We start from the raw sequence: 14691 nt of genomic DNA on the forward strand, positions 1-14691 counted from the left end.
ACGCTGACGCGCCCGTCGGACTAGGAATTGGTAGCGCTATCATAATCGGCCGCTGGATCGCAAACGGCAAGCGCACAGGGAGGATGACGAAATGGCGACCCTCGCGAAGCATGGACCGATGCGCTGGGCCGCGGCAGCGGTGGCGGCCTGCACGCTCGCGCTGACCGGCTGCATCGCCCTTGCCGGGGCGAGCCAGGGGGACCAGCGCCCGGCCTACAAGGACCCGTCCCAGCCGATCGAACGGAGGGTCGAGGACCTGCTCGCGCGCATGACGCTGGAGGAGAAGGTCGCCCAGATGCAGTCGGTCTGGGAGCACAAGGATCGCATCCAGACACCCGCCGGCGACTTCTCCCCCGAGCGCGCCTCCGGCGCCTTCCCGCACGGCCTCGGCCAGATCGCCCGCCCCTCCGACCGGCGCGGCGTCGCGGCCGATGCGAACGGCCCCGCCGGCGCCACCGCCGGCCAGGTCAACCGCAACGCCCGCGAGACCGCCGACTATATCAATGCCGCGCAGCGCTGGGCGGTCGAGCGGACCCGGCTCGGCATTCCGCTGATCATGCACGAGGAGGCGCTGCACGGCTATGTCGCGCGCGACGCGACCAGCTTTCCGCAGTCGATCGCGCTCGCCAGCAGCTTCGATCCCGCCATGGTCGAGCGGATCTTCAATGTCGCCTCGCGCGAGATGCGGGCACGCGGCGCCAATCTCGCGCTCGCCCCCGTCGTCGACGTCGCGCGCGATCCGCGCTGGGGCCGGATCGAGGAGACCTATGGCGAGGACCCCCATCTGGTCAGCGAGATGTCGCTCGCCGCGATCCGCGGTTTCCAGGGGACGACATTGCCGTTGGGCCGCGAGCGGGTGTTCGTGACGCTGAAGCACATGACCGGCCACGGCCAGCCCGAAAGCGGCACCAATATCGGCCCGGCGCCGTTCGGCGAGCGGACGTTGCGCGAAATCTTCTTCCCGCCGTTCGAGCGAGCGGTGCGCGAGCTGCCGATCCGCGCGGTCATGCCGTCCTACAACGAGATCGACGGCGTCCCCTCCCACGCCAACCGCTGGATGCTCCATGACGTGCTGCGCCAGGAATGGGGCTTCAGGGGTGCGATCGTCAGCGATTATTTCGCGATCCGCGAGATGGTGACCCGCCACCGCATGTTTCCCGACATAAGCGATGCCGCGGTGGCGGCGATGAACGCCACCGTCGATGTCGAGACGCCGGACGGCGAAGGCTACCTCCATCTCCCCGAACTGGTCCGCCAGGGCCGCGTTTCCGAGGCGCGGATCGACGATGCGGTGCGCCGCATCCTGCGCATGAAGTTCGAGGCCGGCCTGTTCGAGAATCCCTATGTCGACGCCGCGGCCGCGGACGGTCTGACCGCGACCCCCGACGCAGTCGCGCTCGCCCGCGCGGCGGCGGCCCGCTCGATCGTGCTGCTCAGGAACGAGAACAACCTGCTGCCGCTCGATGCATCACGCATCCGCCGCATGGCGGTGATCGGCACCCACGCCCGCGACACGCCGATCGGCGGCTACAGCGACATCCCGCGCCATATCGTCTCGGTGCTCGAAGGCATGCAGGCGGAATCGCGCGGCCGCTTCCAGGTCGACTATGCCGAGGGCGTGCGCCTCACCGAGCAGCGCATCTGGGCGCAGGATGAGGTCAACCTGACGCCGCCGGAGGTCAACGATCGCCTGCGCCGCGAGGCGATCGAGACGGCGCGAGGTGCCGACACGATCGTGCTGGTGCTCGGCGACAACGAGCAATTGAGCCGCGAAGCCTGGGCCGACAATCATCTCGGCGACCGCTCCTCGCTCGATCTGGTCGGGCCGCAGGAGCAGCTCGCCCGGGAGATTTTCGCGCTCGGCAAGCCGACCGTCGTCATCCTGCTCAACGGCCGCCCGCTGTCGGTCAACTATCTCGCCGAAAACGCGCCGGCCCTGCTCGAAGGCTGGTATCTCGGCCAGGAGACCGGCCATGGCGTCGCCGACGTGGTCTTCGGCCGGGTCAATCCGGCCGGCCGCCTGCCAGTCTCGATCGCGCGCAACGTCGGCCAGCTCCCGGTCTTCTACAACCGCAAGCCCAGCGCCCGGCGCGGCTATCTCTTCGACACGACGGCGCCGCTCTACCCGTTCGGCTTCGGCCTTTCCTATACCAGCTTCGAGATGTCGCCGCCGCGGCTCGCGCGGCGCACGATCGGCACGAACGACAGCGTCGCGGTCGAGGTCGATGTCCGCAACACCGGCCGGCGCGCCGGCGACGAGGTGGTGCAGCTCTACGTCCGCGACGACGCGGCCTCGGTGACGCGTCCGCTGCTGGAGCTGAAGCGCTTCCAGCGCGTCGCCCTGCGCCCCGGCGAGCGGCGCACGGTCCGTTTCGAGCTGACGCCGGCGGACCTGTCGCTCTGGAACCTGGAAATGCGCCGCGTCGTCGAGCCAGGTACCTTCACCATCTCGGTCGGGCCCAATTCGGTGGACCTCGAGAGCGTGACGCTGACCGTGCGCTAGTTCGTCTCGGTCGCCGTCCTCAGATTTCGGCTTCGAGGACGTCGAAAGCATCGCGCAGCAGCTCCACGAGGGGGCGCTTGCCGCCCTCCCGATTGAAGGCGTCGAGCGACAGGCGGACGGCGCCGAATGACAGCATGGCAATGAGCCGGAGGGCGGTCTCCCGCTCCGGCTCCGGCCATTTCTCGCGCAGGGCCGCGAACAACGTGCCTTCGTGCTGGACATAGCTCGCCACCTTGCGCGCCTGAACCGCCTCGCTGGAGCGCATCAGCCGGTCGAGAACGAGCATCTCGTCCTTTGGAACGGTTGCGGAGACCCGGAGCGCCGCATCGCGCACTGCGTCCAGAGGTCGCTTGTCGTCAGGCTCCTCCCGCAGCCGTTCGGCGAGAATGTCGCCCAGCGCGCTCTGCAGGCTCATCAGAATGTCGTCCTTGGACTTGTAATAATAGAAGAAGGTGCGCCGCGAGATGCCCGCCTCGGCTGCAATGTCGTCGATCGTCGCGGCATCATAGCCCCGTTCGATGAACAGGCGGATCCCGGTCTCCTTGATACGCTTCGCGGTCTCGCGGCGCTTGCGCTCCCTGAGGCCTTCCCCGGGTGGATTTCTGCCGGCGGTTTGCTTCATAAAAATTTCCCTTGATGCAAACTTGCACTGAGTGTAGTGTAATTTTACACCAAGTGCGAATCATTGGGAAGGCGTTATCATGGCGAAGTGGACAGCATCCGACATTCCCTCCCAGAAAGGCCGCTCGGCCATTGTCACCGGCACCGGCGGCCTCGGCTATGAGACGGCCCTCGCGCTGGCGCGGGCGGGCGGCGAGGTCATCATCGCCGGCCGCAATCCCCGGAAGGGCGTGGAGGCGGTTGCAAGAATCCGCGACGAAGTTCCATCCGCCGCCGTCCGGTTCGGAGAGGTCGATCTGGCGAGCCTCAGATCCGTCGCGGACTTTTGCGAACGGCTGCGGGATCAGGGAGACAGCCTCGATCTGCTGGTCAACAATGCCGGTGTCATGACTCCGCCCGAACGCCGCGAGACAAGCGACGGTTTCGAGCTGCAGTTCGGTACCAACCATCTCGGCCATTTCGCGCTGACGGCAGGACTCCTGCCGCTGCTGCGAAAGGGCAGGAACCCGCGTGTCGTCACCGTATCGAGCATCGCCGCGCGGAACGGCGCGATCGACTTCGACGATCTCAATGCGGAGAAGAGCTACCGCCCGTTTCCGGTCTATGGACAATCGAAGCTCGCCTGTCTCATGTTCGCCCTCGAGCTGCACCGCCGCAGCAAGGCGGGCCGATGGGGCATTGCCGGCATCGCCGCACATCCCGGCATCACCCGCACCGATCTTCTTCCGAACGGCGCGGGCAATGACAGCCTCAGCGGGCGGGTTCGCCGCTTCCTGCCCTTCCTGTTTCAGCCCGCGTGGCAGGGCGCTTTGCCAACGCTTTTCGCCGCGACATCGCCGGAGGCTCGGGGCGGCGCCTATTATGGCCCGGACAGGCTCAGCGAGACTCGTGGCTATCCCATAGAGGCGAGAGTTCCCGCTCAGGCGCTCGACCAAGGCGACGCTGCAAGGTTGTGGGCCGCGTCGGAACGGCTGACAGGGATGACGTTTTCCCCCGGCGAGGCGCAGGTCGCAAAGTGAGAGGCGATCGCGTGGCGTCGGTTTCGCCGTCCCCGGGAGCGCATCGTCCGTGTCCATCCCGTCAGCTGGAGAATCGAAAATCGACGCATCGCCGTATTCTTGGGAAGCAGTGACCTCACCCGACGCTCAAGCCGGTGCGGAGCCGGAAATGCCCTCAGTCGGCGGCCGGTGTCCCGGCGGAATAGGCATGGAGTCCGAATACCGCGCCGACGAATCCGCCGGCCGTGCGCGTGCTGAGGATCGTGCCGTCCTGCGGCTCGCCCAGCCGCTGCCATTTCCCGGTCTCGGCCGCATAGGAGAAGCGATAGGTCAGGCTGTCGCTCTCGATGCGCAGACGCACCGGCATGCCGGCTTCCCCGGCAAGCGGCACAGCGGCGACGGTCACGCCGCCCGCCGGATCGGACGGGCCGGTGCGCCGCTCCAGCTTGACGACCGGCCGGCCACCCTCGCGGCCGACGCTCAGCGCATACCAATAGTCGTCGCTCTGGAAGGCGGCGATGCCGGCCTCGTCGCCGTCGCGCGCCGGTGTGAAGCGCACGACCGTGGAAGCGCTCGCATGCATATGCTGCTGCCGGCGGGCGAGGAAGGAGGGATTGGCCATGCCGCCGAGCGGCACCGGCCGCGCGCGCAGGGCTAATTGGCCGCCGCGCAGGCTGTACCAGGGCTCGCGCGGATTGCGGACCATCATCCAATAGGGCGGGAGCCTCGGCCCGTCGAACTCTTCGCGCAGCGCGAAAGGACCCGTCGTCGGGATCGCGGGCGCTGCCTGGCGCGGCAGATCGGGACGGACATGGGCATAGGGAATGAGGTCGCCCGGATCGGTCATGCGCGGCCAGCCGTCCTCCCAGCGGACCGGCAGCAGGAAGGTCTCGCGGCCGGTATTGTAATAGTCGCCGCGATAGGGGCGCACCGCGAGGAAGGTTGCCCACCACTCGCCGTTCGGGGTTTCGACGAAATCGGCATGGCCGGCCGAAGTGATCGGAAAGGGGCGGTCGACGGGCAGGCCGCGCTGGGTCAGGATCGGGTTGCCGGGATAGGGCTGGTAAGGGCCGGCGACGCTGCGGCTGCGCAGCACGACCTGGCTGTGCCCCTCGGCGGTGCCGCCCTCGGCGCAGATGAGATAGTACCAGCCGTCGCGCTTCAGGATGTGCGGCCCTTCGATCCAGATCGGGTTGGTCGCCGGATCGACTCCGCCGTCCACCAGCACCCGGCGCGGCCCGATCGTGCGCAGGTTGGCCGCGTCGAACTCCTGGATCCAGATCGCCCGGTGGCCGGAATAGCGGGGCGGGCCTTCCGGTGGTCCGTTGTTGACGATCCAGGTCCGGCCGTCTTCGTCGAAGAACAGGCCGGGATCGATCCCGCCCTCCAGATCGGGCAGCCAGACCGGATCGGACCACGGCCCGGCCGGATCGCGCGCAGTGATGACGAAATTGCCGCCGCAATCGACGCAGGTGTTGAGGATGTAGAAGGTGCCGTTCTTGTGCTCGATGGTGGGCGCGAACACGCCGCGCGACAGGCCGAGCCGGCCGAAATCGAGCTGGTCCGGCCGGTCGATCGCATTGCCGATCTGCGTCCAGCTGACGAGGTCGCGGCTGTGGAAGACCGGGATGCCGGGGAAATAAGCAAAGGTCGAGGTGACGAGATAATAATCGTCGCCGGCGCGGGTGATGCTGGGGTCCGGGTAGAAGCCTTGCAGGATCGGGTTGCGATAGTCGTCGGGCCCCGCATTCAGCGTGACATCGACCGGATCCGAACCCTGATAGTCGAACCAGTCGAACCGCGCCTCCTGCGCGGCGGCTGGTGCGGCGAGGGCCAGGGCCAGCACGGCAATAAACCCTCTCCCCAGCGGGGAGAGGGTAGGGTGAGGGGATGCGGCGTTCAGGGGTGCCTGCCGAATCAGAGCCCCCTCACCCCAACCCTCTCCCCGCCGGGGAGAGGGAGATGGGCGGAGTGGCGACTTAATGGCCCGGCGCATAGGGGGTCCGGATGGCGCGGTAATAGTCCAGGCTGTGCGCCGGCGCGGCATAGCCGGCGGGGAGCGGGCGGCGGGCGATCGACTGGAAATAGGCGATGCTGGCGTCGCGCCACCATGTCGCCTCGTCGGTCTGGATGGCGAGGAAATCGCGCACCTCGGCATGGCGCTGTGGATCGATCCCTGGCGCAAGCCTGTCCCAGGTCCGGGCCATGCCGCGCACCGTCTCGACGCCCTGGGTGTAGCGGACGACCAGCTCGTCCCACAATGTCCGGCCCGAACCCACACGCTCGTCCCAGCCGACATGGTGGAACCAGAGCAGGAAGCGCTCCGGCACCCGCTGGCGATCGCCGAACACGGCGGCGACCGCGGGCGCATATTGCGCGACCGCGTTGCTGCCGGTGCGGGTGCGGTCGAAGCCGATGCCGACGGCGTCGGCGCGGTGGAAATAGACTGGGTTCCAGTCGGCCCGCAGCAGATCGTCGACCCAGGGTCCCGGACCGTAATGGTGACCGGTGGCGAAGAGGTGGTTGAGGCCGAGCGGGTTCATATAGTCGACCACCGCCTCGCGCGAGCCCATCATCATTTCGACGATCGGCTGGACGAGGGCGGGATCGTTGCCCCAGGTCATCCGCGTCCACTCCTCGGCAATGTCGCGGGCGGAAGCCTCCGGATCCCAGGCGAAGCGGCCGAAGGCGTACCAATTGGCCTGGTCGAACTGGGAGCCGGACCAGCTGCGGCTGTTGCCGATATTGGCGACGCCGGCGACCAGCGTGTGCCGATAATTATGGAGCTGGCCGTCGATCACCCGGGCCACGGTCGAGCCCGGCCCGCGGACATGGGTGTCGGCGTCCAGCACCTCCTCCCACATCGTGCCCAGATAGGCGAGATGGGTGTTGAAGCCGAGATATTCCTTGGTGATCTGGAACTCCATGCCGAGCGGTGTTCCCGGCATCGCGCCGAACAGCGGGCTGAACGGCTCGCGCGGCTGGAAGTCGATCGGGCCGTTCTTGACCTGTACGATCACATTGTCGCGGAACCGGCCGTCCAGCGGCACGAACTCGCTATAGGCCTGACGGGCGCGGTCCTCGGGATTCTCGTTCGAATAGACGAAGGCCCGCCACACCACGATGCCGCCATGCGGCGCCACCGCCTCCGCGAGCATGTTGGCGCCGTCGGCATGGGTGCGGCGATAGTCCTGCGGCCCCGGCTGGCCTTCCGAATTGGCCTTGACCAGGAAGCCGCCGAAATCGGGAACGTAGCGGTAGATTTCGTCCGCCTTGGCCCGCCACCAGGCGCGCACCCTGGGGTCGAGGGGGTCGGCGGTCGGCAGGCCGCCGATCTCCATCGGCGCCGAGAAGCGGGCCGAAAGATAGACGCGGATGCCATAGGGCCGGAAGACGTCGGCGAGCGCCCTCACCTTTTCCAGATAGGGTGGGGTCAGGATGTCGGCGTTCGAATTGACGTTGTTGAGGACGGTGCCGTTGATCCCGAGCGACGCGTTGGCGCGGGCGTAATCGGTGTAGCGTGGGTCGCGGAAGCGCGGCAGCGTCTGCCAGTCCCACAGCGAGAGGCCGGCATAGCCGCGCTCGATGCTGCGATCGAGATTGTCCCAATGGTTGAGCATGCGGAATTCAGCTTTGGGGCGGTCCGCGAGGTCGATCTCGGCGATCGGCTGGCGGGTCTGGATCAGCCGCAGCAGCCGGAAGGCGCCGTAGAGCACGCCGACGTCGCTGTTCGCTGCGATCACCGTGGCGCGTCGGCCGCCGATGCGGACCGCGCGGATCAGGAAACCCTCGTTGCCGAGGTCCGTCAGCGGCAGGTTAAGACCGGCGATCAGGGGCGAAGATGCCGGCGTGCCGATCACGATCGCGCCGTTTCGTACCCGATCGACGCGCTCCACCGCGCGACCGGTCAAGCCGCCCAGGCCGCGGACGAGCTCGGCGCGGGCAGCGCCGAGCGTCGGCGAGTCGCCCTCCTGGACAATCCCCGTCGCGGCGCTGCGATAGCGCGCCGCCCAGGGCGCTTCGACCGGCGCATAGCGCAGCCACAGGTCGTAGCCGTCCTCTGCCAAGGCGGGCATCGAAGCGAGCGCGGCCAGCGCGATCAGCAGCAGGCGCAGGGCGGCGAAAAAGCGCATCCTCATCCTCTCCATCCGGCGCGCGCCATTGACAAGGCGGCCTGCGCTCTTTCATGTGAGCGCTAACATAAATCGTCGTCCGCGCGCGGCAACAGGAAAATGCGCGCTGCATTTTCGTCGCGGACGGGGCTAGGGAGAGGCCATGCTCGAGATCACCGGCGCCCGCGTCATCGTCACCTCGCCGGGGCGCAACTTCGTCACGCTGAAGATCGAGACGAAGGACGGCCTCACCGGCCTCGGCGATGCGACGCTGAACGGCCGCGAGCTCGCCGTCGCCTCCTACCTCACCGACCATGTCATTCCCTGCCTGATCGGCCGCGACGCGCACCGGATCGAGGACATCTGGCAATATCTCTACCGCGGCGCCTATTGGCGGCGCGGGCCGGTGACGATGAGCGCGATCGCCGCGGTCGACATGGCGCTGTGGGACATCAAGGGCAAGGCGGCCGGCCTGCCGCTCTACCAGCTGCTCGGCGGCGCGAGCCGCGAGGGCTGCATGGTCTACGGCCATGCCAACGGCACGACGATCGAGGAGACGATCGACAACGCCCTCCACTACAAGGAGCAGGGCTACAGGGCGATCCGCCTGCAATCGGGCGTGCCGGGCCTGGCTTCGACCTACGGCGTCTCCAGGGACCGCTATTTCTACGAGCCGGCCGACGCCGACCTGCCGACCGAGACTCTCTGGTCGACCGAGAAATATCTGCGCTCCGTCCCGCCCCTGTTCGAGGCGGCGCGCGCGGCGCTGGGCTGGGACGTCCACCTGCTCCACGACGTCCATCACCGGCTGACCCCGATCGAGGCCGGGCGGCTGGGCAGGGACCTGGAGCCGTATCGCCCGTTCTGGATGGAGGATGCGACGCCGGCCGAGAACCAAGCCAATTTCCGCCTGATCCGCCAGCACACGACGACGCCGCTCGCGGTCGGCGAGGTTTTCAATTCGGTCTGGGACTGCAAGCAGCTCATCGAGGAGCAGCTGATCGACTATATCCGCGCGACCGTCGTCCATGCTGGCGGCATCACCCACCTCAGGCGCATCGCCAGCTTCGCCGACCTGCACAATGTCCGCACCGGCTGCCACGGCGCGACCGACCTGTCGCCGGTCTCGATGGCCGCCGCGCTCCATTTCGGCCTGTCGATCCCGAATTTCGGCATCCAGGAATATATGCGCCACACCGGGAAGACCGACGCGGTCTTCCCGCACGCCTACAGCTTCGCCGACGGACTGATGCATCCGGGCGAGGCGCCCGGCCTCGGCGTCGAGCTCGATGAGGCGCTCGCGGCCGAACATCCCTACAAGCGCGCCTATCTGCCGGTGAACCGGCTGGAGGACGGCACGCTCTACAACTGGTAGGCCCGCTCATGACCCGTCCGCTCGCCCTCCATCCCGACCGCCTCTTCCCGGCCGACCCGGCGACCCGCGCCATCGCCCGCGCGCTCTATGCGCCGGTCAAGGACCTGCCGATCGTCAGCCCGCACGGCCATACCGATCCGGCCTGGTTCGCCGATGACGCGCCCTTTGCCGATCCGGCCCGGCTGCTGATCGTGCCCGACCATTATGTGTTCCGGATGCTCTACAGCCAGGGGGTGTCGCTGGAGGCTCTGGGCATACCGACCGAGGACGGCAGCCCGACCGAAGGCGATCCGCGCAGGATCTGGCGGCTCTTCGCCGAACGCTATCACCTGTTCCGCGGCACGCCCTCGCGGATGTGGCTCGACTGGGTGTTCGCCGAGGTGTTCGGGCTCGACGTGCTGCTCGAGGCGGATACCGCCGATCTCTACTACGATACGATCGAGGCGGCGCTGAAGCGAACCGAATTCCGGCCGCGCGCCCTGTTCGACCGCTTCGGCATCGAACTCATCGCCACCACCGAAAGCCCGCTCGATCCGCTGGACCATCATCGCGCGATCCGGGAGAGCGGCTGGGGCGGACGCGTCGTCACCGCCTACCGGCCCGATCCGGTGATGGACCCCGAGCATGGCGGCTTCGCCGGGAATCTGCAGCGCTTCGGCGAGCTCGCCGGCGAGGATATCGGCACCTATGCCGGCTATCTGCGCGCGCATGAGAACCGCCGCGCCTTCTTCCGCGAGGCGGGTGCGACCTCGACCGATCACGGCCATCCCAGCGCCCTCACCGCCGATCTCCCACGGGCGGACGCGGAGGCGCTCTACGCGAAAGTCCTCTCGGGCGACTTCACGCCGGCCGAGGCCGAGCTGTTCCGCGGCCAGATGCTGACCGAGATGGCGCGCATGTCGATCGACGACGGGATGGTGATGCAGATCCATCCCGGCGTCCTGCGCAACCACAACGCCGCCGTCCTCGCCCGTTTCGGCCGTGACAAGGGCGCCGACATTCCCGGCCAGACGGAGTTCGTCCGCGCGCTGAAGCCGCTGCTCGACCGCTTCGGCAGTCATCCCGGTTTCACCCTGATCCTCTTCACCATCGACGAGGATGTCTATTCGCGCGAGCTGGCACCGCTCGCCGGCCACTATCCGGCGGTGCGGCTCGGCCCGCCCTGGTGGTTCCACGACAGTCCGGAAGGGATGCGTCGTTTCCGCGAGGCGGCGACCGAGACGGCGGGCTTCTACAACACGGTCGGCTTCAACGACGACACCCGCGCCTTTCTCTCGATCCCGGCGCGGCACGACGTCGCGCGGCGGATGGACTGCGCCTTCCTCGCCCGGCTGGTCGCCGAGCACCGGCTGCCCGAGGACGAGGCCCACGAGGTCGCCCGCGCGCTCGCCTACGATCTCGTCAAGGCGGCCTACAAATTGTGAGGGCTGTTCGCCCTTCCGTCACTCCGGCGAAGGCCGGGGTCTCAGGCCGGAAGATCCCGGCAGGTCTCCCTGGGATCCCGGCCTTCGCCGGGATGACGTGACATGAACCGGCTCTCTGAAGCCACGCTCGACCGGCTGCCTTCCTTCGTGCGCAGACCAGCCCCGCGCCCCGCGCCGCGTGTCGTCCATCTCGGCATCGGCGCCTTCCACCGCGCGCATCAGGCCGTGGTCTTCGACGATCTCGGCTGGGGCGTGACCGGCGCGTCGCTGCGTTCGCCGGCGGTGCGCAAGGCGATGGTGCCGCAGGACTGTCTCTACAGCCTCGTCGTCGGCGAGGAGGTGCGGGTGATCGGCGCGGTGCGCGACGTGCTGCTTGCCTCCGACGCGCTGACCGAGGCGCTGGCCGCGCCGGAGACGGACATCGTCACGCTGACCGTGACCGAGAAGGGCTACCTCCCCGATCCGTCCGGGAAGGGCGCCGCCGATTTTCTCGCCGCCGCGCTGAAGCTGCGCCATGCCCGGGGCATCGCGCCCTTCACCGCCATCTCCTGCGACAATCTCCCCGAGAACGGCCGGCGGCTGCGCGAGGCCGTTCTGGCCGCCAGCGATCCCGACACGGCCGACTGGATCGCGCGCGAAGGCGCGTTTCCGCAGACGATGGTCGACCGGATCGTGCCGGCGACCGAGGAAGCGGACATCGACGCTCTGGCCGCGCGCACTGGCCTCGTCGACCGCGCGATGGTGAAGGCCGAGCCCTTCCTGCAATGGGTGATCGAGGACAGGTTCGCCGGGCCGCGCCCGGACTTCGCCGCGGCTGGCGTGCAGCTCACGGCCGAGATCGCGCCGTGGGAGGATGCGAAGCTGCGCCTGCTCAACGGCGCGCACAGCGCCATCGCCTATCTCGGCGCGCTGGCCGGGCTCGATTTCGTCCACGAGGTCATCGCCGTTCCGGCCTATGCCCGCTTCGTCGCGGCCTTGTGGGACGAGGTGGATGCGACCCTTTCGCCGCCGCCCGGGCTCGACATCGCCGCCTATCGCCGGGCGCTGATGGCGCGCTTCGCCAATCCGGGCCTGCAGCATCGCACCCGCCAGATCGCGATGGACGGCTCGCAGAAGCTGCCCCAGCGCCTGCTCGCGCCGATCGCGGCCCGGCTCGAGCGGGATCAGCCGATCGCGGCGCTCGCGCTCGCGGTCGCCGGCTGGATGCGCTGGCAGAGCGGGCGCACCGATGCGGGCGAGGCCTTCATCGTCGACGATCCCCTCGCCGCCGAGATGGCGCGGCGGATCGCCGGACTCTCCAACCCTGCCGAACAGGCCAAGGCCTTGATCGGGATCGACGCGATCTTCCCGCCGCGCCTCGCCGCCGATCCGCGTTTCGCGGAGGCAGTGGCGCGCCAGCTTGCGCGACTTGCAACGCTTGGCGCGCGCCGGACGATCGAGGAGTTCCGACCATGAAGCTCAATCGCCGGGAAAGCTTCCTGCTCGCCTTCGGCCTGATGGCAGCGCCCGCGCCCGCTGCCGGGCGGCACGACTCGCTCGATGCGCTGGCGCAGCGCTCGGGCCGCCGCTTCGGCTCCACCGTCGGCATCGGCAACGGCGCGTTCGACGACCCGCGCTATCGCGCGCTGCTCACCGGGGAGTGCGGCGTGCTGGTGCCCGAGAACGAGCTCAAATGGGGCGCGATCCGCCGCCGGCCCGACAGTTTCGATTTCGCGCCGTTCGACCGGCTCATGGCCTTTGCCGGCCAGAACGGCCTCGGGATGCGCGGCCACACGCTGCTCTGGCATCACCCGCAATGGTTCCCCGCTTGGGTCGAAACCCATGACTTCGGCGCGAATCCCCGCACGCGGGCGGAGGCGGTGATCCGCGATCATGTCGCCACCGTCTGCCGCCGCTACGGCCCGCGCATCCACAGCTACGACGTGGTCAACGAGGCGGTCGACGCCGAGACCGGCGCGATGCGCGAGACCGCCTTCTCGCGCGCCGTCGGCAGCGCCGAGGCGGTGGTCGATCTCGCCTTCCACACCGCGCGCGAGGCGGCGCCCGGCGCCCAGCTCGTCTACAACGACTATATGTCGTGGGAGCCGGGCAACGAAGCGCATCGCGCCGGCGTGCTGCGTCTGCTCGAAGGGTTCCGGCGGCGCGGCACGCCGGTCGATGCGCTCGGCATCCAGGGCCATATCGGCAGCGGCAACAATCCCGGCGACCAGCCGACCTTCGGCCGCCATGACGAGGCCGCCTGGCGCCGCTTCCTCGACGAGGTGGTCGGCATGGGCTACGGCCTCGCGATCACCGAGTTCGACGTGCACGACCGCGGCCTTGCCGGAGACATACCGGCGCGCGACCGGGCGGTGGCCGACTATGCCCGCGCCTATCTCGATCTGATGCTCTCCTATCCCGCGCTCGGCGAGATCCTCGTCTGGGGAATGAGCGACCGCTATTCCTGGCTGCAGGAGCGGCCGGCCCGGCCCGACGGCCTGCCCAAACGGCCCTGCCCCTACGACGAGGCGTTCCGGCCGAAGCCGCTGCGGCAGGCGATTGCCGATGCACTGCGCGACGCGGGCACCGTGCACCGGCGCGCATGACGGACTATCGGCTCGACAACGGCAACGGCCTGACCCTCCGGTTCCTCGACCGCGGCGGCATCATCACGGCGATCGAAGCCCCGGACCGGGAGGACCGCCGGGCCAATGTCGTGCTCGGCCTGGCCTCCCCGTCCGACTATGAAAGCCTGGCGCGACATTACTATCTGGGCAGCCTGATCGGCCGCTATGCGGGACGGATCGCCGGCGCGCGTTTCGCGATCGACGGGCACGAATTCCGCCTTGACGCGAATGACGGGGCGAACACGCTTCACGGCGGCCGTGCGGGCTTCGACATCGCAACCTGGGCGGTGGAGCCGATCGGTCCTGACTGCGCCACCCTCCACCTGGCAAGTCCCGACGGCGCGGGCGGATTCCCCGGCCGGCTGGACGTGGCCGTGACCTACCGGCTGCTTGCGGACAACGCGCTCCGCATCGACTATCGGGCGGTGACGGACGCGCCGACCATGCTCAATCTCACCCATCACGGCTATTTCAACCTCGGCGCCGGCGCGCGCGATATCCGCGAGCATCGGCTCGAAATCGCCGGCGACCGGGTCGCGGAGGTCGATGCGTCGGCATTGCCGACGGGCGCGCTGCTGCCGGTTGCCGAGACGGCGTTCGATTTCCGCTCGCCCCGGGCGATCGGCGCGCGCTTCGACGAAGGGCCCTGGCTCGGCGGCCTTCCCGGCTACGACCACAGCTGGGTGCTGGCGGACTTGCCGCGGGCAGACCCCCGCTTCGCCGCACGGATGGCCGATCCGCTCTCCGGCCGCACGCTGGAGGTCTGGACGACCGAGCCCACTCTCCACGTCTACACGGCCAACCATTTCCCGGGCGCCGCCCATGACGCCGCCGGCGTTCCGCTCGGGCCGCATCGCGGCGTCGCCCTGGAAACGCAGCATCTGCCGAATAGCCCAAACCTCCCCGGCTTCCCCACGACGCTGCTGCGTCCTGGCGAGAGGTTCCGCTCGACGACGATCTTCCGGTTCGGGACCGGGGATTAGGATCGGCTGATCGCCAGGCGCAAAAAGGCGCCCGCCGAAGCCTCGCACCTTCGACGGACGCCAGCCGCT

General features: G+C 68.7%; 10 protein-coding genes. 7 read left to right on the plus strand and 3 right to left on the minus strand.

Translation table 11 applies throughout. The annotated features are described in order from the left end of the window. The first annotated feature begins 91 nt into the window (after window positions 1-91). Complete coding sequence (locus RCO27_RS17870; RefSeq protein ID WP_309004073.1) at window positions 92-2503, plus strand: glycoside hydrolase family 3 N-terminal domain-containing protein; 2412 nt, start codon at window positions 92-94, stop codon at window positions 2501-2503. A 19-nt stretch (window positions 2504-2522) separates the two neighbouring features. Here RCO27_RS17870 and RCO27_RS17875 read toward each other — a convergent pair whose 3' ends face one another. Beyond that, a complete protein-coding gene (locus RCO27_RS17875) occupies window positions 2523-3125 on the minus strand; it encodes a helix-turn-helix domain-containing protein (protein ID WP_309004074.1) in 603 nt (200 codons plus the stop codon). Window positions 3126-3204: 79 nt separating this feature from the next. On the opposite strand from RCO27_RS17875, the gene RCO27_RS17880 reads away from it, so the two are divergent. Next, window positions 3205-4143: an SDR family oxidoreductase gene (locus RCO27_RS17880; protein ID WP_309004075.1), complete on the plus strand. Its 939-nt coding sequence runs from the start codon at window positions 3205-3207 to the stop codon at window positions 4141-4143. 154 nt (window positions 4144-4297) lie between these two features. Here the strand turns inward: RCO27_RS17880 and RCO27_RS17885 are convergent, their stop codons facing one another. Next, window positions 4298-5968 carry a glycoside hydrolase family 43 protein gene (locus tag RCO27_RS17885; protein WP_309004076.1) on the minus strand — a complete coding sequence of 557 codons (1671 nt, stop codon included), beginning with the start codon at window positions 5966-5968 and terminating at the stop codon, window positions 4298-4300. Window positions 5969-6101: 133 nt separating this feature from the next. Next, a complete protein-coding gene (locus RCO27_RS17890; protein ID WP_309004077.1) occupies window positions 6102-8255 on the minus strand; it encodes an alpha-glucuronidase family glycosyl hydrolase in 2154 nt (717 codons plus the stop codon). 142 nt (window positions 8256-8397) lie between these two features. Here RCO27_RS17890 and manD point away from each other — a divergent pair, with 142 nt between their 5' ends. From manD to RCO27_RS17915, 5 genes are all read left to right on the plus strand, one after another. Continuing rightward, window positions 8398-9609, plus strand: a complete 1212-nt coding sequence (gene manD, locus RCO27_RS17895) for a D-mannonate dehydratase ManD (RefSeq protein WP_309004078.1) — start codon at window positions 8398-8400, stop codon at window positions 9607-9609. A gap of 8 nt (window positions 9610-9617) precedes the next feature. Continuing rightward, window positions 9618-11033 (plus strand): glucuronate isomerase, encoded by a 1416-nt coding sequence (gene uxaC, locus RCO27_RS17900; protein WP_309004079.1) that lies wholly within the window; start codon window positions 9618-9620, stop codon window positions 11031-11033. Between the two features lie 102 nt (window positions 11034-11135). Beyond that, complete coding sequence (locus RCO27_RS17905) at window positions 11136-12488, plus strand: mannitol dehydrogenase family protein (RefSeq protein ID WP_309004080.1); 1353 nt, start codon at window positions 11136-11138, stop codon at window positions 12486-12488. Then, window positions 12485-13618, plus strand: coding sequence for an endo-1,4-beta-xylanase (locus RCO27_RS17910; protein ID WP_309004081.1), 1134 nt, complete (start codon window positions 12485-12487; stop codon window positions 13616-13618). The genes RCO27_RS17905 and RCO27_RS17910 overlap by 4 nt, the downstream gene beginning before the upstream one ends. Next, window positions 13615-14622: an aldose epimerase family protein gene (locus tag RCO27_RS17915; protein ID WP_309004082.1), complete on the plus strand. Its 1008-nt coding sequence runs from the start codon at window positions 13615-13617 to the stop codon at window positions 14620-14622. Before RCO27_RS17910 ends, RCO27_RS17915 begins: the two co-directional genes overlap by 4 nt. Window positions 14623-14691: the final 69 nt, after the last annotated feature.

The sequence above is a fragment of the Sphingosinicella sp. LHD-64 genome (genome assembly GCF_031157375.1).
Taxonomy (GTDB): domain Bacteria; phylum Pseudomonadota; class Alphaproteobacteria; order Sphingomonadales; family Sphingomonadaceae; genus Allosphingosinicella.

Coding starts and splice junctions, on each gene's coding strand:
- RCO27_RS17870 (WP_309004073.1), top strand. CDS start 92: ATGGCGACCCTCGCGAAGCATGGACCGATGCGCTGGGCCGCGGCAGCG.
- RCO27_RS17875 (WP_309004074.1), bottom strand. CDS start 3,125: ATGAAGCAAACCGCCGGCAGAAATCCACCCGGGGAAGGCCTCAGGGAG.
- RCO27_RS17880 (WP_309004075.1), top strand. CDS start 3,205: ATGGCGAAGTGGACAGCATCCGACATTCCCTCCCAGAAAGGCCGCTCG.
- RCO27_RS17890 (WP_309004077.1), bottom strand. CDS start 8,255: ATGCGCTTTTTCGCCGCCCTGCGCCTGCTGCTGATCGCGCTGGCCGCG.
- manD (WP_309004078.1), top strand. CDS start 8,398: ATGCTCGAGATCACCGGCGCCCGCGTCATCGTCACCTCGCCGGGGCGC.
- uxaC (WP_309004079.1), top strand. CDS start 9,618: ATGACCCGTCCGCTCGCCCTCCATCCCGACCGCCTCTTCCCGGCCGAC.
- RCO27_RS17905 (WP_309004080.1), top strand. CDS start 11,136: ATGAACCGGCTCTCTGAAGCCACGCTCGACCGGCTGCCTTCCTTCGTG.
- RCO27_RS17910 (WP_309004081.1), top strand. CDS start 12,485: ATGAAGCTCAATCGCCGGGAAAGCTTCCTGCTCGCCTTCGGCCTGATG.
- RCO27_RS17915 (WP_309004082.1), top strand. CDS start 13,615: ATGACGGACTATCGGCTCGACAACGGCAACGGCCTGACCCTCCGGTTC.